Source organism: Mycolicibacter sp. MU0102, assembly GCF_963378105.1.
Taxonomy (GTDB): domain Bacteria; phylum Actinomycetota; class Actinomycetes; order Mycobacteriales; family Mycobacteriaceae; genus Mycobacterium; species Mycobacterium holstebronense.
Genome location: NZ_OY726398.1, coordinates 3,179,699 through 3,202,335, shown reverse-complemented (window position 1 = coordinate 3,202,335; position 22,637 = coordinate 3,179,699). Strand labels below are relative to the sequence as shown.

Genomic DNA, 22,637 nt, shown 5'->3' with positions numbered 1-22,637 from the left:
TATCCTCCGTTAAGGTAATTACGATACGACAGGTAGCGTTATGAAAGCAGAACCTTCAGCCGTTGACAAGGGGTCCGGCGCCGGACGCCCGCGTGATACCCGCATCGACGGTGCCATATTGCGGGCCGCCGCGGAACTGGTTGTCGAAGTCGGATATTCGAATCTGAGCCTGGCGGCCGTCGCCGAGCGTGCCGGGACGACCAAGACCGCGTTGTACCGCCGGTGGCCCAGTAAGGCCGAACTGGTGCACGAGGCCGCGTTCTCGGTGCCACCGAGTGCCGTGACGGCACCGCCAGGCGATGTTTCCGGCGACCTCACGGCGATGATGGCCGGCGCGCGTGACGCCTTCACCAGCCCTGTGGTGCGGGCCGCTCTGCCTGGCCTGATCGCCGATATGGCCCGCAACGCCGAGTTGACCGAGCGCATCCTGGAACGCTTCCAGGGCCTGTTCGAGGTGATGCGCCACTGGGTGGCCGATTCGGTGAGCCGTGGCGATGCACGAACCGACGTGGACCCCGACCGGCTCGTCGAAATTATCGGCGGTGCAACGTTGCTGGCCATGATGCTGCGCCCCGACGAAGACCTCGGCGACGACTGGGTGCAACGGATCGCTGACATCATCGCCCACGGTGTGATGGCATAGAGCCATGGCTCAGCCGTTCGGGCCCACCGGGCCGCAGCCTTTCCCTCAGGATTGGGCGTCGCTGCTGGTGTTGGTCCCGCATCCCGACGATCCCGAGTACGGCACCGCCGCCGCGGTGGCCAAATGGACTGCCGCCGGCAAGACCGTCCGCTACGCGCTGGCCAGCAGCGGGGAAGCGGGCATCGCCGGCATGGAGCCGGCGCAGGCCGGGCCGTTGCGCGAGGAGGAGCAACGCCGGGCGGCGGCCATCGTGGGGGTTCCTGACGTCGACTTCTGGGGCTTCCCGGACAGCGACATCCGCAACACGCCGGAGTTGCGCGCCAAGATCGCCTCGGTGATCGGCGAGGTGCGCCCCGATGTGGTGATCGCGATATACGGCGGTCCCGAGTTCGCACCGGGAAGGCCCAACCAGCGCGACCACATGGAATTCGCCGCTGCGGTCACCGACGCCTGGGACACCATGGCGGACCCGCCGCGCTGGCTGTTCCAAGGCGGCCCGGAGCCCACCCACGTCGAGGACGTGGACGGCTACCTCGACGTCGCGGTGGAATCCCTAGCCGCCCACGAGGTCTACCTGTCGGTGCTCGACCCCGCCACGCCGGTGCACGAGCAGGCACGCCGGGTGCTTGACATGACCAACCCGGCCCACGCCGGCCGCCGGGTGGCCGGGTTCCGGCTGCAGCGGAGCACCGACGCGTGACCGGCACCACGGCGGCGCTCCGGATCGGCGTGCTCGGTGCGGCGCGGATCACCCCGGAGGCACTGCTCAAACCGGCCGCCGCCAACCCAGAGGTCGTGGTGAGCGCAGTGGCCGCGCGCGACATCGGCCGGGCTCGGGCGTTCGCCACCAAACACGGCATCGCCCGGGTGCATGACAGCTACAACGAGCTGATCGCCGACCCGGAGGTCGACGCCATCTACAACCCGCTCCCGAATCACCTGCACGGCAGATGGACGCGCGCCGCACTGGACGCCGGCAAGCACGTGCTGTGCGAGAAGCCCTTCACCGCCAACGCCGAGGAAGCCCGCGAGATGGCGACGGCGGCCGCAGCCTCCGATCGGGTGGTGATGGAGGCGTTCCACTACCGCTATCACCCGATGACGGCACGCATCGAAGAGATCATCGCCTCGGGGGAACTGGGGGAGTTGCGGCAGGTGGACACCGCGCTGAGCTTCCCGCTGCCGCGCTTCTCCGACATCCGCTATCACTATGCGTTGGCCGGCGGGGCGTTGATGGACGCCGGATGTTATGCGGTCCACATGGCCCGCACCTTCGGGGGAGCTACCCCGGAAGTGGTTTCCGCGCAGGCGAAATTGCGCGATCCGCTCGTCGACCGGGCCATGACGGCACAGCTGCGGTTTCCCGCCGGGCACGCCGGGACTATCCGCTGCTCGCTGTGGTCATCGAACCTGCTGCAGATCAGCGCGCGGGTGATCGGCGAGCGCGGCGAACTGCGGGCGCTCAACCCGCTGATGCCGCAGTACTTCCACCGTTTGCGGGTCAGCTCGCCGAAGGGCAAACGCGTCGAGCGTTTCACCCACCGGGCCTCCTACGCCTACCAGCTCGACGCGTTCGCCGATGCCGTGCTGCGCGGCGTGCCGGTGCGCACCACCCCGCAGGACGCGATCGAGAACATGACCGTCATCGACGCGATCTACACCGCGGCCGGTCTTCCGCTGCGCGAACCGGGCTGAGCGCTGCCCAGTTGTCTCATCAGGCTTTGTGGCCTGGTTCGAGATCGTCGACGTCGGAAAGCGACAGCAGGTCGTCGTCGCCCCGGGCGGCATATCCGGCCACGGGTTCCAACAGATAGCCCATGTGGTCGCCGAGGTCCATCCGACGCAGCGTCTTGCCGACGAACCAGGCCGGCGCATCGTCGAGGATCGGCATTCCCGCGGGACCGCTGTGCCAGGAGCAGCGTTCGAATTTGTCGATGTCGTCGCCGGTCTGACCGCCGAAGAGCCGGGCCAGCTCGATATCGCGGCGCGCCAGGACGTGAACGGCCAAGTGTTCGGATTCGGCAGCCACCTCGAAGGTGTGGTTGCGCTTGGACATTCCCACCAGAAACCTCGGCGGCTCGATGCTGGTCTGGGTGGCGAACCCGACCAGACACCCCGAGGCACGCTCATCGGTAGCCGTGGTCACCACGAACATGGTGTAGTCCAGCATGGTGACCAATTGCTGAAATGACTCGTCGTGCATCTCTCCATGTGTACCCGCCGCGCGACGGGCACGCTGCGATTACTGCGCGAATTGGGTTGCGGCGTCCACCAGATCGAGCAGCGGCTGCGGCAGCACCCCCAACAGCACGGTGATCGCGGCGCACAGTGCGATGGCCGCCTTGCTCCACACGCTGGGCAGCACCAGGTGCGGCGGGTCTGCGGGGGAGTCGGTGAAGAACATCAACACGATCACACGGACGTAGAAGTAGGCGGCGACACCGCTGGCGATCACGCCGACCACCACCAGTGGTGCCGCGCCACCCTCGGCAGCGGCCTTGAACACCGCGAACTTGCTGATGAAACCACTGGTCAGCGGGATACCGGCGAACGCCAGCAGGAACATCGAAAACAGCAGGCCCACAACGGGGTAACGCCGGCCCAACCCGGCCCACCGGGACATGTCGAGTTCCTCTTCGCCGCTGGCGCTGCGGACCAGGTTCACCACCGCGAAGGCGCCGACCGTGGAGAAGCTGTAGGCGACCAGATAGAACAGCGTCGCGGAGATACCGGCCGGGATCGCCGACAGCACACCGGTCAGTACAAAGCCCGCATGGGCGATCGAGGAGTAGGCCAGCATTCGCTTGACCTCGGTTTGGGTGACCGCCGCGATGGTGGCGACCACCATGGTCAGTACCGCGATGAGCCACAGCAGTGGGCGCCAGTGGTCATGCAGCGCGGGTAGTGCGACGTAGAGGATCCGCAGCATCGCCCCGAACGCGGCGACCTTGGTGGCTGCCGCCATGAAACCGGTGATCGGTGTTGGCGCCCCGACGTAGACGTCGGGGACCCACGAATGGAACGGCACCGCGCCGACTTTGAAGAACAAGCCCACCAGCAGTAGCCCGGCGCCGATCAGCGCCAGCGGGTCGCTGCGGTGGGAGAACAACTGCTCACCGATGTCCGGCAGCGTCAGTGTGCCGGTGGCGCCGTAGAGCAAAGCGGCGCCGAACAGGAACAGCGCCGAGGAGAAGGCGCCTAGCAGAAAGTACTTCAGCGCCGCCTCCTGCGAGAGCAGACGGCGGTAGCGGGCCAGCCCGCACAGCAGATACAGGGGCAGTGAGAGCACTTCTAGCGCCACGAACATGGTGACCAGGTCGTTGGCGGCGGGGAACACCATCATGCCGCCGACCGCCAGTACGGTCAGCGGGAACACCTCGGTCTGGGTCACCCCGGCGCGCGCCGCGTCGAGTTCGGCGACACTGTCCGGCACCGCCGACGCCTGCGGAGTGAACGCGTCCAGGCCCGCATGCGCGGTTGCTGTCGCCGCGCCCGGACCTTCGGGAACGCCGGCACCGATGTTGCGCTCGGAGATGAACAGCACGGCCATGATCCCGACCAGCACGATGGTGCCCTGCAGCACCAGTGCCGGCCCGTCGACGGCCATCGCGCCCAGCACCGCGATGCGCCCGCCGGTCGGCAGGTCGCGGCCCACCTCGATGATGGCGGCGAACGCGGCGGCCAGACCGCCGACAGCGAGCAGGACCTGCATCACGTAACGCGCCCGGCGCCCGATGAACGCCTCGAAGAGCACGCCGGTCACCGCGGTGCCGAAGACGATCAGCAGCGGCAGCAGGAGGCTGTATTCGACGGATGGAACTGGCATGCCCGCCATGGTCAGTGCGCCCCCTCAGCGGTCAGCGGTGCCGGATCGGTCTGACCGATCGTGGTCAGGGTGTGCTCGACGCCCGGATTGATGATGTCCAGCGCGGGTTTGGGGTAGAAGCCGAGGAACAGCAGCAGCGCGATCAACGGTGTGACGACCAGCAACTCCCGTGGCACCAGATCGCGGATGCGCTCATTGCCCGCCGTGACCGGGCCGGTCATCACCCGCTGATACAGCCACAGCATGTAGATCGACGACAACACCAGCGCCGTGGAGCCGACCGCCGCCGCCACCCAATACCGGTTGAACGTGCCGATCAAGACCAGGAACTCACTGATGAACGGGGCCAGACCGGGCAGCGACAGGGTGGCCATGGCGGCGACCATGAACGTGCCGGCCATCACCGGCGCCACCTTCTGCACGCCGCCGTAGTCCGAAATCGCCCGGGCACCGTCGCGCCGGGCCACCAGGAACCCGGCGATCAGGAACAGTGCCGCCGTGGACAACCCGTGGTTGAGCATGTACAGCGTTGAACCGCTCTGCCCCTGGGTGGTCATCACGAAGATGCCCAGAATGATGAACCCGAAGTGCGAGATCGAGGTGTAGGCGATCAACCGCATCATGTCGCGCTGGCCGATGGCCACCATGGCGCCGTAGACCACGCCGATGACTGCCAGCACGATGATGGTCGGACGGAAATACGTTGAGGCGTCGGGGAATAGCTGCAGGCAGTACCGCAGCATCCCGAACGTCCCTACCTTGTCCATCACCGCCATCATCAACACCGCGGTCGCCGGGGTGGACTCCACCGCCGCGTCGGGCAGCCAGCGGTGCAGCGGCCATAGCGGTGCCTTGACCGCGAACGCGAACATGAAGCCGGCGAACAGCAGCTTGAGTACGCCCGGATCCACCGTGGTGGTCGCCGGGGAGAAGATCGATACCAATTCGCGGAAGTCGAATGTGCCACCGGAGGCGCCTTCGCCGGAGCTCACCACGTACACCCCGATCACCGCGGCCAGCATGATCAGACCGCCGAACAGGTTGTACAGCAGGAACTTCAGGGCCGCTTGGGAACGCTTGGCGCCGTTCCCGAAACCGCCGATCATGAAGTACATCGGGATCAGCATCGCCTCGAAGAACACGTAGAACAGCAGCACGTCCAGCGAGACCAGCGAGATCAGCACCATCGCCTCGACGGTCAGCGTCAACGCCGCGAATGCGTGCGGGCCTCGGCTGCGCAACACACTGCGCACGCCCTCTCCGTCATTCCAGCCGGCCAGCATCAGCAGCGGCACCAGCCCGGCGGTCAACAACGCCAGGATCACCGCGATGCCGTCCACCCCGAGCGTGTAGCTCGCGCCGAATGCCGGTATCCAGGTATGGGATTCGACGAACTGATAGGGCGCGGCCACCGGGGTGGTGTCGAACCCGACGGTGACCACGATCGCCACCGCCAGCGTCGCAAGACTCACCAGTAGACCGGTCCACTTCGCCAGCGCTGCCGCGCGGGCGGGCAACACGATGACCAATCCGGCACCGACCAGCGGTACCAGCCACAGCAGGCTCAGCCAGGGCACATTGTTGTTCATAGCTGCACCGCCAGCACGAGTGCGACAACCAGGACCGTACCGGCCAGCATCGTCAGCGCGTAGGAGCGCACGAACCCGGTCTGCAGGCGCCGCACCAGGTATGACGCGATCGCTACCAGGCCGGCCGTCATGTTGACCGAGCCGTCCACCACCCGGTCGTCGACGGCGACCAGGCCTTGTGCCAGTCGGTTACCGGGACGCATGAGCACCTCCTCGTTGAAGGCATCGCCGTAGAGATACTTGCGGGCCGCCACCGTCAGCGCCGAAACGTCGGTGGGCGCGGTGATCGGTATCGGCTTGCGGCCGTACATGTTGTAGGCCACCGCAACACCGAACAGAACAACTCCCAGGGTGATCGCGCCGGTGAGCCAGGCCGGGATGGCGTGCGCGTGTTCGGCAACCGGCGCTACCCGAGTGACCACCGGCTCCAGCCAGTGCTCCAGGCGCCCGCCGATGGCCAGCACGCCGCCGGCGAACACGGCGCCCAGAGCCAGCACGATCATCGGCCACGTCATCACCCGCGGGGACTCATGCGGATGCTGCAATGCCAGATCCGCACTCACTTCGCTCTCGTCGGCGGCCCAGCGGCGTTCACCGCCGAATGTCATCAGCATCACGCGGGTCATGTAGAAGGCGGTGATGCCGGCGCCCAGGATGGTGACGGCCCCCAGCACCCAGCCGCGAGTGCCGCCGGAGGCCAGCGCGGCCTCGATGATGGCGTCCTTGGACCAGTAGCCGGCGAAGGGCGGCACCCCGATGATCGCCAGGTAACACAACCCGAACGTCGCGAACGTCACCGGCATGAAGCTGCGCAGGGCGCCGTAGCGGCGCATGTCCTGTTCGTCGTTCATCCCGTGCATCACCGACCCGGAGCCCAGGAACAGCCCGGCCTTGAAGAAGCCGTGGGTGAGCAGGTGCATGATCGCCACCGCGTAGCCGGCCGGGCCCAGGCCCGCGGCCAGCACCATGTAGCCGATCTGGCTGACCGTGGAGGCGGCCAGTGCCCGCTTGATGTCGTCGTTGGCGCAGCCGATGACCGCGCCGAACAACAGCGTGACGGCACCGACTACGACCACCGCCAACCGGGCGTCGGGGGACAGATCGAACACCGGGCCGGAACGCACGATCAGATAGACGCCGGCGGTCACCATGGTGGCGGCGTGGATCAGTGCCGACACGGGGGTGGGGCCTTCCATGGCGTCGAACAACCAGGCCTGCAACGGAACCTGCGCGGATTTGGCGCAGGCACCCACCAGCAGCAGCAGACCGATCGCGGTGGTCAGCCCGCTGGGGCCGGCGTCGCCGACCGCGCCGAACAGGCCGTCGTAGGACAGCGTTCCGAATCCGGCGAACATCACGAACATGGCCAGCGACAGCCCGATGTCGCCGACTCGATTGGACACGAACGCCTTCTTGCCGGCGGCTGCCGCCACCGGCTTGGCGTACCAGAAGCCGATCAGCAGGTAGGACGCCAGACCGACACCTTCCCAGCCCACGTAGAGGCCCAGGTAGTTGTCGGCGACCACCAGCAGCAGCATCGCCGCGACGAACAGGTTCAGGTAGGCGAAAAAGCGCCGGCGGTCGGGGTCGTGCTTCATGTAGCCGGTCGAATAGATGTGGATCAACGCGCCGACGCCGCTGATCAGCAACACGAAGCAGATCGACAGCTGATCGATCAGCACCCCGAAGTCGACGTGCAGGGCGCCGACCGGAACCCAGCTGAACAGGTGCGTGTGAATCGCCCGGTCTTCGCCGTCACGGCCGAGCATGTCGGCCAGCAGTACCAGCCCGATCCCGAACGAGCCGAGCACGGTGGCGCAAGCCAGCAGGTGTCCCCACCGGTCGGTTCGGCGCCCGCCGAGCAACAGGATCAGTGCACCGGCCGTCGGCAGGGCCACCAGCAGCCAGCTCAGCTGGCTCAGATTCGTCATAGAGCTCCCCAACTCCTAGCCGCGCAGTAGGTTCGCGTCGTCGACCGAGGCGGATCGCCGGGCCCGGAAGATCGTCATGATGATGGCCAGGCCGATCACCACCTCACAGGCGGCGACCACCATGGTGAAGAACGCGACCATCTGGCCGTCAAGCTGGGAGTGCAGGCGCGAGAAGGTGACGAACGCCAGGTTGGCGGCGTTGAGCATCAGCTCGACGCACATGAACATCACCAGCGCGTTGCGCCGCAACAGCACTCCGGTGGCGCCGATGGTGAACAACATCGCCGACAGGTACAGGTAGTTCTCCGGATTCATTGGTCCGACTCCTCGGTGTTCGCGTGCGCGGCATTGCCGGTGGCGCCGACCCAGCGGTGCGTCAAGGTGTCCGACACCGACAGCTCGGAGTAGGTCCCGTCGGGCAGGCGCGCGGCGATGTCGACGGCGTTGTGCCGGGCGTAGACGCCGGGGGTGGGCAGCGGCGTGGCCCGCCGGCCGGATTGGAAGCGCTGGATGGACAGCTCCCGCTGGGTCATTCGCGGCCGCAGCCGCTCGCGGTGCGTCAGTACCATCGCGGCGAGCACCGCGGTGATCAGCAACGCACTGGTGAGCTCGAACGCCCACAGATAGCGGGTGAAGATCAGTGCCGCCAGTCCCTCGACGTTGTGCTGGCTCAGGTCCGCCGAGCCGGTACCGGTCGCCGTCGGCGTGCCGATGCTGCTCAGGTGCATTGTCGCGCTGCCGATCCCGGCGATCAGCAGCATCCCGAAGCCGATCCCGGCGAGGGTGGCGGCGACCCGCTGGCCGCGCAGCGTCTCCACCAGGGACTCGGCGGAGTCGACACCGATGAGCATCATCACGAACAGGAACAGCATCATCACCGCGCCGGTGTAGACGACGATCTGCACCACGCCGAGGAACATCGCGTCCTGGACGAAGTAGAACACCGCCAGGATCAGCATCGTCATCGCCAGAAACAGTGCCGAATACACCGCCTTCGCGGCGCTGACTACGCCGATGCCACCGACGATGGCGATGACGCCCAGAATCCAGAACGCCACCGCCTCCCCGGTGGAGGTGCGGACGACGATGTCGGTGGCGAGCAGGGTGGTGCCCATCAGGCTTTGCCCTGCTTGACCCGGTCGAGCATCACGAACAGGTCCGGGTCCGCATCGAGCCCGGCCGGGCTGACTCTGCCCAAGTAGTAGTCCTTTTCGGTGGCGCCGGGTGGCATCGCGTGCGGCGGGGCGATCATGTCGGGTTCCAGCGGCGCCAGCAACTGGTCACGTTCCAAGATCAGCTCGGCACGGTTGTCGGCGGCCATTTCGTACTGGTTGGTCATGGTCAGCGCGCGGGTGGGGCAGGCCTCGATGCACAGGCCGCAGCCGATGCAGCGCAGGTAGTTGATCTGGTAGACGCGGCCGTAGCGCTCACCGGGGGAGAAGCGCTCCTCATCGGTATTGTCCGCGGCCTCAACATAGATGGCGTCGGCCGGGCAGGCCCACGCGCACAACTCGCAGCCGATGCACTTCTCCAGCCCATCCGGGTGCCGGTTGAGTTGGTGGCGGCCGTGGTAGCGCGGCGCCGTCGGCTTCTTGTGTTCGGGATAGCCGTCGTTGATCGGCCGTTTGAACATCGTCTTCCAGGTGACGCCGAACCCGGCCAGGGCGTCTCGCAGACTAGCCATTGACGTCCTCCTTGACCCGCGATGAACTGCGTTGTGGCAGCGGTGGTATCGGGAATGAGCCTTCGGATGCAACGGCCGGAGCCGGCGGCGCTGGTTCGTCGAGGCGACTGTTCAGCGCACTGAACTTGCGATGCAGTGCTAGTAGCAGCACCACCGCGGTCAGCGTGCTCATCCCGGCCAGTACCAGCTGCCAGTGCTCGTAGCCGTCGTTGCGCAGGCTGCGCATCACCGCCGCGAGCAGTACCCAGGCCAGCGCCACCGGGATCAGGATCTTCCAGCCCAGCGCCATGAACTGGTCGTAACGCAGCCGGGGCAGGGTGCCCCGCAGCCAGATGTAGACAAAGATGAAGCCCCACAGTTTGACGGTGAACCACAGCAGCGGCCACCAGCCGGTGTTTGCGGCCGGCCACATGTTGAACGGGAACGGAGCGTGCCAGCCACCGAGGAACAACGTGACGGCGACGGCCGAAACCGTGGTCATGTTGATGTATTCGGCGAGGAAGAACAGCGCGAACTTCAGCGACGAATATTCGGTGTGGAAGCCACCGACCAGCTCGCCTTCGGCCTCGGGCAGATCGAACGGTGCCCGGTTGGTCTCACCGACCATCGCGGTCAGATACACCATGAACGACGGCAGCAACAGGAACGCGAACCACACCCGATCCTGGGCCGCCACGATGCCCGAGGTTGCCATCGTCCCGGCGTAGAGGAACACGGACGCGAATGCCAGACCCATCGCGACCTCGTAGGAGATCACCTGGGCGGTGGAGCGGATTCCGCCGATCAGTGGATATGCGGATCCGGACGACCAGCCGGCCAGGACGATCCCGTACACCCCGATCGAGGACATCGCCAGGACGAACAACACCGCGATCGGCAGGTCCGCCAGCTGCAAAGCGGTGCGGTGACCGAAGATGCTGACCTCCGGCCCGAGCGGGATCACTGCGAATGCGGTGATCGCCGGCACCGTCGAGATGATCGGCGCCAACGTGTAGATCGCCCGGTCGACGTTGAAGGGGGTGATGTCCTCCTTGAGCGCCAGCTTGATCGCATCGGCCAGGCTCTGCAGCCAACCTTTGGGTCCGACCCGGTTGGGGCCGGGCCGCATCTGCATGCGACCCACGACTTTTCGTTCGATGACGATCGCCAGGACCACCGTCAGAATCAGAAACACGAAGACGCCCAGCGCCTTGGCCAGCATCAGCCACCAGGGATCGGTCATGATCTGCGTCCAATCTGTACCGTCGCGCCGAGGGTGACCCCCAGATCCCGATGCACTGCGCAGCCGTGCGAATTCATCGGCAGCCACACCACGTTGTCCGGCATCTCGGTGGTGACCAGCGGCAGGGTGATACTGCCGTGTTCGGTGCTGACGGTGACCGGCTCGCCTTCGGCCACGCCGATGTCGGCAGCCGTGGCCGCCGACATGCGTGCCACCGGAGTGCGCGCGGTGCCGGCCAGGTTCGGCTCACCGTCCTGCATCCGCCCCTCGTCCAGCAGCATTCGCCAGCCGGCCAGCACGGCTTCGCCGGCGCCGGGCTGCGGCGGTGAGCCCGCGGCGACGTCGGGTCCGGTGACTCGCTCGCCGGACCAAGCGCCCAGCCCCGCCAGCTCGTCGCGCGCCGCTTCCAGCGTGGACAGTCCCAACGTGACGCCCATCTCCTCGGCGATCACGTCGAGCACCCGCCGGTCGGGCAGGGCGCCGGTGTCACCCAGTGCGACACCGAACCGCCGGTGGCGGCCCTCCCAGTTGACGTACGTGCCGGACTTCTCGGCTGCGGCAGCGACCGGCAGCACCACATCGGCGCGCTCGGTGACTTCGCTGTGCCGCAGCTCGAGGCTGACCAGGAACTCGACCTCGTCCAGGGCCGCCAATGCCGCCGCCGGGTCGGCCAAGTCAGTCGGCTCCACGCCGCCGACCACCAGTGCTCCCAACGTTCCGTCGGCCGCGGCCGCCAGGATGGTGTCGGTGTCGCGCCCGGCCTGCGACGGCAGGTCGTCGGGGCTGCCGAGACCCCAGCTCTGCGCAACCTCGGCCCGCGCCGCCGGATCACCCAGCGGACGTCCACCGGGGAGCAGGCCGGCCAGCGCACCGGCGTCCAGCGCGCCGCGCTCCCCGGCTCGGCGGGGCACCCAGGCCAGCTTCGCGCCGGTGGCATCGGCCAGCCGAATCGCCGCCGAAAGCGCTCCGGGCGAGGCGGCCAGCCGTTCGCCGACCAGCACCACTGCGCCGGGTTGGCGAAGCGCCTGTCCGATATCACCGGTGTGCAGGTCGTCCAGCGCGGCGGCCTCGCCACCGGGAACGACTGCCAGCAGGGTGCCGAACATCTTGGTCAGCCCGCGATCGGCGAACGGCGCCAGGCTGAACACCTTGGTGGCGTTCTTGCGGGCCGCCTTGCGCAGCCGCAGGAAGACCATCGGTGCCTCTTCCTCGGGCTCCAGACCGGCCAGCAACACCAGCGGCGCGGCCTGCAGGTCGGCGTAGGTGACCGCGGACGGCCCTGAGCTCCCGTGGCCCGCCACCCGGGCCGCCAGGAACGCGGCTTCCTCGGCGGACTGCGCGCGCGCTCGGAAGTCGATGTCATCGCTGTGCAGCGCCACCCGAGCGAACTTGGCGTAGCCGTAGGCGTCCTCGGCCGACATCCGCCCGCCGACCAGCACGCCGGTGCGTCCACGTGCCGCGGCCAGGCCACGCGCCGCCACCGCCGCCGCGTGCGGCCAGGAGGTGGGGACCAGGTTCCCGCTGTCGTCGCGGACCATCGGTGTGGTGATCCGGTCGCCCTGGGTGGCGTAGGTGAAGGCCCAGCGACCCTTGTCGCAGTTCCACTCCTCGTTGACGTCCGGGTCTTCGCCGGCCATCCGCCGCATCACCTTGCCGCGACGGTGGTCGGTGCGTTCGGCGCAGCCGCCGGCGCAGTGCTCGCAGACGGTCGGTGTGGAGACCAGGTCGAACGGGCGGGCCCGGAACCGGTAGGAGGCGCCGGTAAGGGCGCCCACCGGACAGATCTGCACGGTGTTGCCCGAGAAGTAGGAGTCGAACGGCGTGTCGGTGTAGATACCGACCTGCTGCAGTGCGCCGCGATCCATCATCTCGATGAATTTGTCCCCGGCGATCTCGTTGGCGAACCGAGTGCAGCGCGCGCACAAGATGCAGCGGTCTCGGTCCAGCAGCACCTGGGAGGAGATGTTGATCGGCTTGGGGTAGTGGCGCTTGGTCTCTTCGAAGCGAGTCTCGGTGCGGCCGTGCGACATCGCCTGGTTCTGCAGCGGGCATTCACCACCCTTGTCGCAGGTCGGGCAGTCCAGCGGGTGGTTGATCAGCAACAGTTCCATCACCAGATGCTGGGCCCGATCGGCCTCGGCGGAGGTGTGCTGGGTGCGCACCACCATGCCGTCGGTGGCGGCCACCGCGCATGACGGCTGCGGCTTGCGTTGGCCCTCCACCTCCACCATGCACTGCCGGCACCAGGCCACCGGGTCCAGCAGCGGGTGGTCGCAGAACCGAGGGACCTCGATGCCCAACTGCTCCGCGGCACGGATGATCAAGGTGCCCTTGGGAACCGTGATCTGTTGGTCGTCGATGGTGAGGGTCACCGACTCTTGACCGTCCGGTTGGGAAGTTTGAGTCACGCCACACCGCCTGCTGCTCCACCTGGCACGAACATGCTCGCTTTCGGGTCGAACGGGCAGCCGCCCTCGAGGTGGGCGATGTATTCGTCACGGAAGTACTGGATCGACGACTTCACCGGCATCGCGGCGCCATCACCCAAGGCGCAGAAGGATTTTCCGAACAGGACGTCGGCGATGTCGAGCAGGGTGTCGAGGTCTTCCGGGGTTCCGCGGCCGGCTTCCAGCCGCTGGTAGATCGGCACCAGCCAGTAGGTGCCCTCACGACACGGCGTGCACTTGCCGCAGGACTCGTGTTTGTAGAACTCCGACCAGCGCCCCGCCGCGCGCACCACGCAGGTGGTCTCGTCGAAGATCTGTAACGCCTTGGTGCCCAACATGGACCCCACCGACGCCATGCCCTCGTAGTCCAGCGGGATGTCGAGGTGTTCCTCGGTCAGGATCGGGGTCGACGAGCCGCCTGGCGTCCAGAACTTCAGCCGATGCCCGTCGCGTATCCCGCCGGCGTAGCCGAGCAGTTCGCGCAGCGTGATACCCAGCGGCGCCTCGTACTGTCCGGGCCGGTTGACGTGCCCGGACAGCGAATACAGGGTGAATCCACGGGATTTCTCAGTGCCCATCGACCGGAACCACTCCGGCCCGTTGCGCAGGATCGACGGCACACTGGCGATCGATTCGACGTTGTTGACCACCGTCGGCGAGGCATACAGCCCGGCCACCGCGGGGAACGGTGGGCGCAGCCGGGGCTGGCCTCGATAGCCCTCCAGCGATTCGATCAGCGCCGTCTCCTCGCCGCAGATGTATGCGCCCGCCCCGGCGTGCACGGTGATGTCCAGGTCGAAGCCGCTGCCACCGATGTCGTTGCCCAGCAGCCCCGCCGCATACGCCTCGGCGACCGCCGCCTGCAACCGCCGCACCACCGGCAGCACCTCGCCGCGGATGTAGATGAAGGCGTGGCGGGCACGGATCGCGTAGCAGCACACGATCATGCCCTCGATGAGCACATGCGGTGTCGCCATCAGCAGCGGCATGTCCTTGCAGGTGCCGGGCTCGGACTCGTCGGCATTGACCAGCAGGTAGTGCGGCTTTGCCGCTGCCCCCTCGTCGCCTTGGGGCACAAAGGACCACTTGGTCCCGGTGGAGAACCCGGCGCCGCCTCGGCCACGCAACCCGGAGTCCTTGACCAGTTCGATGACCTCGTCCGGCGTCATCGCCAGCGCACGCTTCATCCCGACATAGCCGTCGTGGCGGCGGTAGGTCTCGAGCGTCCAGGACTCGGGTTCGTCCCAGTAGCTGCTCAGCACCGGCGTCAGCGGTGTGCCCTCGGGCGGTGTTCCTTTGGTAAGGGTCATTTCGCACCCCTATCGGCGTTGCTGCCGGGCTCCGGTGCCGTCATCTTGTGCTCGCGCGCCACCTGCAGGCCGGCCAGCGTCGCTGAGCCGGCGCCGCCTTGGCCGTCGTCGGCGCGTTCGTCGGGGAAGCCGGCGAGAATCCGCTCGGTGGCGGCGAAACTGCACAGCGGCATCCCGCGGGTGGGTCGCACCTCGGCGTCGTCGCGCAATTTGTCGACAAGCTCGCGTGCCGATTCCGGTGTCTGGTTGTCGAAGAACTCCCAGTTGACCATCACCACCGGCGCGTAGTCGCAGGCGGCGTTGCACTCGATGTGCTGCAGGGTGACCGATCCATCGGCGGTGGTCTGATCGTTACCGACGCCCAAGTGCTCCTTGAGGCCGTCGTAGATGGCGTCGCCGCCCATCACCGCACACAGCGTGTTGGTGCAGACGCCGACCAGGTACTTGCCGGTGGGGTCACGCCGGTACATCGAATAGAAGGATGCGACCCCGGCGACGTCGGCGCTGGTCAGCCCGAGCAGCTCCGCGACGAACGACAGCCCTGCCGGCGTGACGTAGGTGTCCTGTGCCTGTACAAGGTGCAGCAGCGGCAGAATCGCCGAACGCGGCTGTGGGTAGCGGCCGATGATCTCCTTGGCGTCGGCTTCCAGCTGGGCTCGCACGTCGGGGGAGTAGCTGGTCGGAGCGCCGGGATGGTTGAACTGATTGGGTTCTTCTGGCTGCCGGCCTAACTGAAGGAAGACCCGCTTGCCGTCGGTCCCCGCGGTCGGCGGCATCAACCGGCCGCGCCCGGTCTTGTTGACGCCGGCCTGGTCGATCTCGCCGCCCGACGCGCTCACCGGTCTACCCCGCCCATGACCGGGTCGATGCTGGCGACGGCGGCGATCACGTCGGCGATCAGCCCGCCCTCGCTCATGGCGGCCACCGCCTGCAGGTTGGTGAACGACGGATCCCGGTAGTGCACCCGGTAGGGGCGGGTACCGCCGTCGCTGACCATGTGTACCCCCAGTTCGCCGCGGGGCGACTCGACCGAGACGAACACCTGCCCCGGGGGCACCCACAGATCCTCGGTGACTCGCTTGAAGTGGTGGATCAGCCCTTCCATCGAGTGGCCCATGATCCAGCCGATGTGCTCCCGGGAGTTGCCCTGCCCGTCCGGGCCGATGGTCAGGTCGCCCGGCCAGGCGATCTTGCGGTCGGAGACCATCACCGGCCCGGGCCGCAACTTGTCCAGACACTGTTCGACGATTTTGAGGGACTCCTTGATCTCTGCGATGCGGATCAGGTAGCGGCCGTAGGCATCACAGCCGTCATCGGTGATTACCTCGAACTCGTAGTCCTGGTAGCCGCAATACGGTTCCGCACGTCGCACGTCATAGGGCAGGCCCGTCGAGCGCAGCACCGGGCCGGTGATGCCCAGCGCCATGCATCCGGTCAGGTCCAGGTAGCCCACGCCCTTGGTCCGGGCCTTCCAGATGTAGTTTTCGGTCAGCAGGTCCTCGATGTCCTTGAGTCGCTTGGGCATCAGCTTGAGGAAGTCGCGGATCTGCGGGACTGCGTCATCGGGCAGATCCACCGACACGCCGCCGGGGCGGACGTACTGGTGGTTCATCCGCAGCCCGGTGATGGCCTCGAAGATGTCGAGCACCAGCTCACGTTCCCGGAAGCCGAACAGCATCACGGTGAGCGCGCCGAGTTCCATACCGCCGGTGGCAAGCGCGACCAGGTGCGAGGACATCCGATTGAGTTCCATCATCAAAACCCGGATGACACTGGCGCGTTCGGGGATGTCGTCGGTAATACCGAGCAGCTTCTCCACACCGAGGCAGTAGGCGGTCTCGTTGAAGAACGGCGACAGGTAGTCCATTCGCGTCACGAACGTGACGCCCTGGGTCCAGTAGCGGCTTTCCAGGTTCTTCTCGATACCGGTGTGCAGATAGCCGATGCCGCACCGGGCTTCGGTCACGGTCTCGCCTTCGAGTTCCAGAATCAGCCGCAACACGCCGTGCGTCGACGGGTGCTGGGGTCCCATGTTGACGACGATGCGTTCTCCGGGGTCGGCGGCCTTGGCTGCCTCCACTACCTGGTCCCATTCCTGCCCACCGACGTTCAGGACGGTGTGCGGTGTGTCGGTGCTCATTACTTGTAAGCCCTCCGCTGGTCCGGCGGCGGTATCTGCGCGCCCTTGTATTCCACCGGGATGCCGCCCAACGGGTAGTCCTTGCGCTGCGGGTGGCCGTGCCAGTCGTCGGGCATCTCGATCCGGGTCAGCGAGGGGTGGCCGTCGAAGATGATCCCGAAGAAGTCATAGGTCTCGCGTTCATGCCAGTCGGTGGTGGGGTAGATCGCGAACAGCGAAGGAATATGCGGATCAGCATCGGGGGCAGCGACTTCCAGACGGACGCGGCGGTTGTGGGTGATGGACCGCAGTGGGTAGACCGCATGCAACTCGCGGTCGGTGTCGCCGGGGTAGTGCACACCGGAGACCCCGAGACTCAGCTCGAAGCGCAGCGCCGGCTCGTCACGCAGCAGCTGGGCGACCGCGGGCAGTTGCGCGCGTGGGACGTAGAGGGTCAGTTCGTCGCGGTACACCACGACTTTCTCTATGGCGTCGGCGAATTCGATTCCGTTGCGCTGCAGGGCAGCGGTGAGGGTGTCGACGAGCTCGTCGAAGTACCCGCCGTAGGGCCGCGGGGTCTCGCCGGGAAGTGCGGCCTCGGTCACGAGGCGCCCGTATCCGGACGTGTCGCCGGTGCCCGTCGCGCCGAACAGGCCGTGGCGGACCTTGATCACGTCTTCGGATCCGTTTCGGTCCCCACCGCCTGCCTCGCTCACCGCAACAACCCCCTCATCTGCCAGGTGGACGGGGCCGATAAGGCGGCCTCCTCGGTCGCGGTGATCACCTGTTCCCGGTTGGCGCCCAGGGGCATCGAGCGAATCTTCTCGTGCAGCTTGAGGATTGCGTACATCAGCATTTCCGGCCGGGGCGGACACCCGGGCAGGTAGATGTCGACCGGGACGACATGGTCCACGCCCTGCACGATCGCGTAGTTGTTGAACATTCCGCCCGACGACGCGCACACGCCCATCGACAGCACCCATTTGGGCTCCACCATCTGGTCGTAGATCTGGCGCAGCACCGGTGCCATCTTCTGGCTGACCCGGCCCGCCACGATCATCAGGTCGGCCTGGCGCGGTGAGGCCCGGAAAACCTCCATCCCGAACCGGGACAGGTCGTAGTCGGGCGCCATCGTCGACATCATCTCGATCGCGCAACAGGCTAGGCCGAAGGTTGCCGGCCACAGCGACCCGGTGCGGAAGTATCCGGCCAGGTCTTCCACGGTGGACAGCAGGAGTCCGCTCGGCAGTTGCTCTTCTAATCCCATGTCTAAGCCCGCCTACTCCCACTCAATCCCAATTCAGACCGCCGCGCCGCCAGACGTAGGCGTAGGCGACGAACACGATGACGGCGAACAGCACCATTTCGATGAGGGCGAATACTCCGAGCCCGTCGAAGGCAACTGCCCAGGGGTAGAGAAAAACGATCTCGATGTCGAAGACGATGAACAGCATGGCGGTCAGGTAGTACTTCACCGGGAATCGCTGCCCGGACGGGGCGTGCGGCCCGCTGACCGGTTGGTCTGTGGGTTCGATGCCGCACTCGTAGGCTTCTAGTTTCGACCGGTTGTAGCGCGAGGGGCCCACCAGAGCGGTGGCGACCACGGAAAATATGGCGAAACCGGCGGCGAGCGCGGCGAGGACCAGGATCGGCAGGTAGAGGTTCATGCTCAGTGACGTAGTTCCCTTCCGGGCGCCGATGTGACTTCAGGCACAGCCTAGTCCGCTGCCACGAGGCGGTTGGGAAGAATCCGAAATTGCTGACAACTGTGACGGGCATCACCTGTAGCGGTAACGGCGACAGGGGAATTCGCTCCTGAGGCTGCCCTAACCCCGGCGGTTCAGCGAGGCTCGACGAAGGAGAGGTGAAGCTGGGACCGGCGCATGAACGCAGCGGTTCAGCGAGGCTCGACGAAGGAGAGGTGAAGCTGGGACCGGCGCATGAACGCAGCGGTTCAGCGAGGCTCGACGAAGGAGAGGTGAAGCTGGGACCGGCGCATGAACGCAGCGGTTCAGCGAGGCTCGACGAAGGAGAGGTGAAGCTGGGACCGGCGCATGAACGCAGCGGTTCAGCGAGGCTCGACGAAGGAGAGGTGAAGCTGGGACCGGCGCATGAACGCAGCGGTTCAGCGAGGCTCGACGAAGGAGAGGTGAGGCTGGGACCGCCGGATCAACCCGGTGTCGGCGTGCGGAGCAGGCCCAGCACCGCGCGGCTCAATTCCATCGGGTCAATTGGGTGGGCCACGGCGGCGTCGGCATGTGACCATTTGGCCAGCCAGACGTCGTCGGCGCGGCCGGTGAGCACCACGATGGGCGGGCACGGCGTGATCTCGTCTTTGAGCTGTTTGCAGATGCCCATCCCGCCGGCCGGGGCGGCTTCGCCGTCCAAGATGGCCAGGTCGATGCCACCGGCATCCATCTGCCGGATCACCACCGGCTCGGTTGCGACCTCGACATAACTGATCTCAGGTAGGTCCGGGTGCAGCCGCTTGCCCAACGCGGTCGTAACCCGTGCACGGGTCGCGGCGTCGTCACTGTAGACAAGGATTCGCAGCGCGGCATTGGTGTCGGACACGGTCCAGATGCTACTGCGCAGGTCCTGCCGATACATCGGGTTTGGAGAGCGCCGTCGAAGTGATTGTCGCGCAGTAACTCTAGGGGCTATTGGGTGTATCCCGGGTGGTCGATGGCCAGCCGATGCTCCACCAGGGTGTACAGGCACGCGGTGAGCGCCTCGGGTCGGTCGTCGAGGTCACCGGCTCGGATGGCGGCGGCCAGCTCTGCCTCGTCGGCAAATCCCAGCTCGGCCAGGGCCTCGGCGACGACGCCACCGGTGGTATCGCGTAATTCCCGTTCGACGATACGCAGTGCGTTGGCCGCCACCCGCGCGTGAAACCTGACCTGGCTGTCGGTGGCGGCATGTTCGTCGCGATTGACCAGCGCAGTGTCCAGGAACTCGGTGACCGCGCCGACCAGTTCGGCCGCGGTGGGACGGCGCCCGGCGCTCATGGCCGGACTCCATCGAGCAGGCGCAGCACGTCCCATTCGGATTCGGAGACCCGCCGGCCGATGGTCGCCAGTTCCACTGAGCGGGTTTGACCGCTGAGGTGACGCTGTGCCTGGTAGCGGCAGATGATGCCCCATCGCAGCGTGCCCAGCAGTAGCCACCAGTCGAACCGGTCAGGATCGACGCGGTGCCCGCTGGCTTGCTCATATGCGGCCAGAAGGGCGTCGATATCGCCGAGTCCACCGGCGGCGCGCTCCAGCGGCGCACCGAAGCGCCAGGCTCGCAGGCAGAACCAGGCCAAGTCCTCGATGCCGTCGCCGAGGTGCACCAGCTCCCAGTCCAGCACGGCGGCGAGGTCACCGTCGCCGGAGACCATCAGGTTGCCCATCCGGAAATCGCCGTGGACCAGCTGCGTCGGCACCGGCGGTGGACGATCGGCGGCCAACCGCCGAAACGCCCACTCGAAGACGGCGGTGGTATCGGGCATGGCATCGAGCTGGGCGCGGCATGCGGACAGCTGGTCTTCGGTGCTCAGCGCGATGCCGCCCGGGTCGGCCCGGTGGATGGCGCCCAGCGCCTGCGCGCACTGGCCCAGCAGTTGTTCGCGTCCTTCGTCATCGAGTTGGCGTTCGATGCGGCGAACGACCGTCTCGCCGTCGATCAGGTCGCAGATCAAATACGGATTCCCCAGTGCTGCAGGGGAATTATCGGCCACCAGCACGTTCGGAACCGGAGCGCCGGCCTGGCCTGCGGCGCGCTGCGCCTGCGCTTCGAGTTCCATGCTGGCGTAGAGCTCCTCGAGCGGCCCGGTCCGCAGAATCAGTGACCGTCGCTCGCGGTTGCCGCCGACAACATCGAAAGCCCAGGTGATCCGGCTGGCGCCGCCGGTCAGGGCGCGCAGGCCCTCGACTGCAACGGGGCCCAACACCGGCGTCAGCACATCGGTCAGCCGGTCGGCGAGCTGATCGGCAGTCATCGCCGGCGGTCGAACCCGAACAGTCGCTGCGCGACCCGGCGGATCTGGATCTCCTCGGCGCCCTCGGTGATCCGGTAGCGGCGGTGGTGTCGGTAGATGTGCTCGAACTGCTCGTGGCGGGTATAGCCGATTCCGCCGTGGATCTGGATGGCGCGGTCGGCGGCTTCGCACACCAGCCGGTTGGCGCGGTAGTTGGCCATCGACACCTTGTCTGAGACCTCCAGGTGGTGGTCGCGGTCCAGGTGCCAGGCCGCGTAGTTCACCAGCAGTCGCACCATCTGGGCCTCGGTCTGCAGTTCGGCCAGCGGCCACTGCACCGCCTGGTTGACCGACAGCGGCTTGCCGAACACGATGCGTTGCCGGGCGTATTCGGCGGCGCGGTCGATGCAGTACTGCGCGGCGCCCAGGCTGGATGCGGCCTGGCGGATCCGGTTTTCGTGCAGGAAGGTCTGCGCCACGTCCAACCCGCCGTCGACCTCGCCGAGCACCGCATCGGCCGGCACCCGTACGTTGCGCAGTTCGACCTCGCCGTGGTCGGTGGGCATGTTGAAGGTCCACCAGTAGAACGGGATGGTGAATCCTGGGGTATCGGTGGGGACCAGGAACGCGGTGATGCCGCGCGCCGAGCCGGCCTCGCCGGACGTGCGGGCGAACACCAGGTCATGGGTGGCCCGATGCACTCCGGTGTTGAACCGCTTGGCGCCGTTGATCACCCAGGTGTCGCCATCGAGTTCGGCGCGGGTTTCCAGCCACGTCGCATCCGAACCGTGCTCGGGTTCGGTCAAGCCGAAGGCCATCGACCGCTCGCCGGTGATCATGGCCTGGGAGAACTCGCGGCGCTGCTCGTCGGTGCCGAACCGCTCCATCATGATCACCTGCGGGAAGTTCCCGACGATCGACGACTCGTCCTGCAGGTCGTTGTGCAGGCCGAGCCCCTTGTGGGCCAGGTGTTCCCGGATCACCGCCATGTCGACGTTGGTTCCATCTCGCCCGCCCAGGGAGGCGGGCAACCCGTACCGCAGCCAGCCGGCCGCATCAGCGCGGCGGCGCATCTCATCGAGCAGCTCTTCCCACTCACGTCGCGGGATGCCGCCACGTTCAACGTCGGTGCGGGCGAACTCGCGCCGGTGGTCGAAATACTGCATGTGCTCGGCTTGCAGCGGTGCGATCTCGCGCTCGATGAAGTCGTCCATCTCGGCGAGGACACCGGGAAGATGTTCGGGCAGTGTGAAATCCATGGCGATTCCTTCAGTTGTCAGCGATCAACGGCCGTACAGGGTCTTTCTCCAGATGGTCGACAGCGTCTCGATGGCGTCGCTGTCACTGATCCGCCATCCCGGCCCGGACGGGCCGACGAACACAACGGTGAAATTCTCGAACAGCAGCGCGATGGCCGCCGCGATGTGGTCGGGGTCGAGCTCGACGCCGTAGCCTTGCTGCTGTGCGCGCCGTACCGAGGCGGCGACGATATCCATGCCGAACCGGCGGAACTCGTTCTGCAGTGCGGCGAATCGCTCGCTGGTCGCCGCCAGCTGCGCGACCGCGATCATGACGCCGATGTTCGGCTTGAACATGGCCCAGTAGGCGCTGACCACCGACGAGAAGAACTCGGTGTCCTCCGGGGACTCCGGCAGTCGCATCTTGAATCCGGACGGCTCGACCACCTGGGTGAGAAACGACTCGGCCAACGCGGCCAGCAGATCTTCCTTGTCGCGAAAGTACCGGTACAACACCGCCGTGGACTTTCCGGCCGCCGACGTGATGTCGGCCAGTGTGGTGCCGTGAAATCCGCGTTCGGCAAACAGTTCTCGGGCGGCCTGCTCGATCGCACCGCGCGTCAGGCGTCCCTTCGAACTGAGCTCACGCTGGGTGGACATCGAGGCG

Annotated in this window: 23 protein-coding genes; 3 read left to right on the top strand and 20 right to left on the bottom strand. The window is 66.8% G+C overall.

The genetic code is table 11. The features are described 5' to 3' along the window. The first annotated feature begins 40 nt into the window (after positions 1-40). The 3 genes from RCP37_RS15050 to RCP37_RS15040 are packed head-to-tail and all read left to right on the top strand — an operon-like array spanning position 41 to position 2,338. Positions 41-643, top strand: coding sequence for a TetR/AcrR family transcriptional regulator C-terminal ligand-binding domain-containing protein (locus RCP37_RS15050; protein ID WP_308483855.1), 603 nt, complete (start codon positions 41-43; stop codon positions 641-643). Between the two features lie 4 nt (positions 644-647). Further along, positions 648-1,343 (top strand): PIG-L deacetylase family protein, encoded by a 696-nt coding sequence (locus RCP37_RS15045; protein ID WP_308483854.1) that lies wholly within the window; start codon positions 648-650, stop codon positions 1,341-1,343. Next, positions 1,340-2,338 carry a Gfo/Idh/MocA family protein gene (locus RCP37_RS15040; RefSeq protein WP_308483853.1) on the top strand — a complete coding sequence of 333 codons (999 nt, stop codon included), beginning with the start codon at positions 1,340-1,342 and terminating at the stop codon, positions 2,336-2,338. Before RCP37_RS15045 ends, RCP37_RS15040 begins: the two co-directional genes overlap by 4 nt. 19 nt (positions 2,339-2,357) lie before the next feature. Here RCP37_RS15040 and RCP37_RS15035 read toward each other — a convergent pair whose 3' ends face one another. From RCP37_RS15035 to RCP37_RS14940, 20 genes are all read right to left on the bottom strand, one after another. Continuing rightward, positions 2,358-2,846, bottom strand: coding sequence for a flavin reductase family protein (locus RCP37_RS15035; RefSeq protein ID WP_308483852.1), 489 nt, complete (start codon positions 2,844-2,846; stop codon positions 2,358-2,360). 39 nt (positions 2,847-2,885) lie between these two features. Continuing rightward, positions 2,886-4,478 carry an NADH-quinone oxidoreductase subunit NuoN gene (gene nuoN / locus RCP37_RS15030; RefSeq protein ID WP_308483851.1) on the bottom strand — a complete coding sequence of 531 codons (1,593 nt, stop codon included), beginning with the start codon at positions 4,476-4,478 and terminating at the stop codon, positions 2,886-2,888. A gap of 2 nt (positions 4,479-4,480) precedes the next feature. Next, positions 4,481-6,058, bottom strand: a complete 1,578-nt coding sequence (locus RCP37_RS15025; protein ID WP_308483850.1) for an NADH-quinone oxidoreductase subunit M — start codon at positions 6,056-6,058, stop codon at positions 4,481-4,483. Continuing rightward, positions 6,055-7,989, bottom strand: a complete 1,935-nt coding sequence (gene nuoL, locus RCP37_RS15020) for an NADH-quinone oxidoreductase subunit L (RefSeq protein WP_308483849.1) — start codon at positions 7,987-7,989, stop codon at positions 6,055-6,057. Before nuoL ends, RCP37_RS15025 begins: the two co-directional genes overlap by 4 nt. Before the next feature lie 15 nt (positions 7,990-8,004). Continuing rightward, entirely contained in the window at positions 8,005-8,304 is a 300-nt protein-coding gene (gene nuoK, locus RCP37_RS15015) for an NADH-quinone oxidoreductase subunit NuoK (RefSeq protein ID WP_308483848.1), read from the bottom strand. Further along, positions 8,301-9,104: an NADH-quinone oxidoreductase subunit J gene (locus RCP37_RS15010; RefSeq protein ID WP_308483847.1), complete on the bottom strand. Its 804-nt coding sequence runs from the start codon at positions 9,102-9,104 to the stop codon at positions 8,301-8,303. The genes nuoK and RCP37_RS15010 overlap by 4 nt, the downstream gene beginning before the upstream one ends. Further along, positions 9,104-9,673 carry an NADH-quinone oxidoreductase subunit NuoI gene (nuoI, locus tag RCP37_RS15005; protein WP_308483846.1) on the bottom strand — a complete coding sequence of 190 codons (570 nt, stop codon included), beginning with the start codon at positions 9,671-9,673 and terminating at the stop codon, positions 9,104-9,106. Before nuoI ends, RCP37_RS15010 begins: the two co-directional genes overlap by 1 nt. After that, positions 9,666-10,895 carry an NADH-quinone oxidoreductase subunit NuoH gene (nuoH, locus tag RCP37_RS15000; RefSeq protein WP_308483845.1) on the bottom strand — a complete coding sequence of 410 codons (1,230 nt, stop codon included), beginning with the start codon at positions 10,893-10,895 and terminating at the stop codon, positions 9,666-9,668. The genes nuoI and nuoH overlap by 8 nt, the downstream gene beginning before the upstream one ends. After that, positions 10,892-13,303 (bottom strand): NADH-quinone oxidoreductase subunit G, encoded by a 2,412-nt coding sequence (locus RCP37_RS14995; RefSeq protein WP_308483844.1) that lies wholly within the window; start codon positions 13,301-13,303, stop codon positions 10,892-10,894. The genes nuoH and RCP37_RS14995 overlap by 4 nt, the downstream gene beginning before the upstream one ends. Further along, positions 13,300-14,652: an NADH-quinone oxidoreductase subunit NuoF gene (gene nuoF, locus RCP37_RS14990; protein WP_308483843.1), complete on the bottom strand. Its 1,353-nt coding sequence runs from the start codon at positions 14,650-14,652 to the stop codon at positions 13,300-13,302. Before nuoF ends, RCP37_RS14995 begins: the two co-directional genes overlap by 4 nt. After that, positions 14,649-15,428: an NADH-quinone oxidoreductase subunit NuoE gene (gene nuoE / locus RCP37_RS14985; protein WP_308487100.1), complete on the bottom strand. Its 780-nt coding sequence runs from the start codon at positions 15,426-15,428 to the stop codon at positions 14,649-14,651. The genes nuoF and nuoE overlap by 4 nt, the downstream gene beginning before the upstream one ends. 59 nt (positions 15,429-15,487) lie before the next feature. After that, positions 15,488-16,792 carry an NADH dehydrogenase (quinone) subunit D gene (nuoD, locus tag RCP37_RS14980; protein ID WP_308483842.1) on the bottom strand — a complete coding sequence of 435 codons (1,305 nt, stop codon included), beginning with the start codon at positions 16,790-16,792 and terminating at the stop codon, positions 15,488-15,490. Continuing rightward, positions 16,792-17,487, bottom strand: a complete 696-nt coding sequence (locus RCP37_RS14975; RefSeq protein WP_308483841.1) for an NADH-quinone oxidoreductase subunit C — start codon at positions 17,485-17,487, stop codon at positions 16,792-16,794. The genes nuoD and RCP37_RS14975 overlap by 1 nt, the downstream gene beginning before the upstream one ends. Beyond that, complete coding sequence (locus RCP37_RS14970; RefSeq protein ID WP_024442466.1) at positions 17,484-18,038, bottom strand: NuoB/complex I 20 kDa subunit family protein; 555 nt, start codon at positions 18,036-18,038, stop codon at positions 17,484-17,486. Before RCP37_RS14970 ends, RCP37_RS14975 begins: the two co-directional genes overlap by 4 nt. A 22-nt stretch (positions 18,039-18,060) precedes the next feature. Beyond that, complete coding sequence (locus RCP37_RS14965; RefSeq protein ID WP_308483840.1) at positions 18,061-18,438, bottom strand: NADH-quinone oxidoreductase subunit A; 378 nt, start codon at positions 18,436-18,438, stop codon at positions 18,061-18,063. A gap of 502 nt (positions 18,439-18,940) precedes the next feature. After that, positions 18,941-19,381, bottom strand: a complete 441-nt coding sequence (locus tag RCP37_RS14960) for an Rv3143 family two-component system response regulator (protein ID WP_373693027.1) — start codon at positions 19,379-19,381, stop codon at positions 18,941-18,943. A 50-nt stretch (positions 19,382-19,431) separates the two neighbouring features. After that, positions 19,432-19,779, bottom strand: coding sequence for a DUF6285 domain-containing protein (locus RCP37_RS14955; protein ID WP_308483838.1), 348 nt, complete (start codon positions 19,777-19,779; stop codon positions 19,432-19,434). Next, on the bottom strand, positions 19,776-20,753 hold the full coding sequence (locus tag RCP37_RS14950) for a phosphotransferase family protein (RefSeq protein ID WP_308483837.1): 978 nt from the start codon (positions 20,751-20,753) through the stop codon (positions 19,776-19,778). The genes RCP37_RS14955 and RCP37_RS14950 overlap by 4 nt, the downstream gene beginning before the upstream one ends. Continuing rightward, entirely contained in the window at positions 20,750-21,991 is a 1,242-nt protein-coding gene (locus RCP37_RS14945) for an acyl-CoA dehydrogenase family protein (protein WP_308483836.1), read from the bottom strand. Before RCP37_RS14945 ends, RCP37_RS14950 begins: the two co-directional genes overlap by 4 nt. Before the next feature lie 24 nt (positions 21,992-22,015). Beyond that, entirely contained in the window at positions 22,016-22,630 is a 615-nt protein-coding gene (locus RCP37_RS14940; protein WP_308483835.1) for a TetR/AcrR family transcriptional regulator, read from the bottom strand. Between the last annotated feature and the right edge of the window lie 7 nt (positions 22,631-22,637).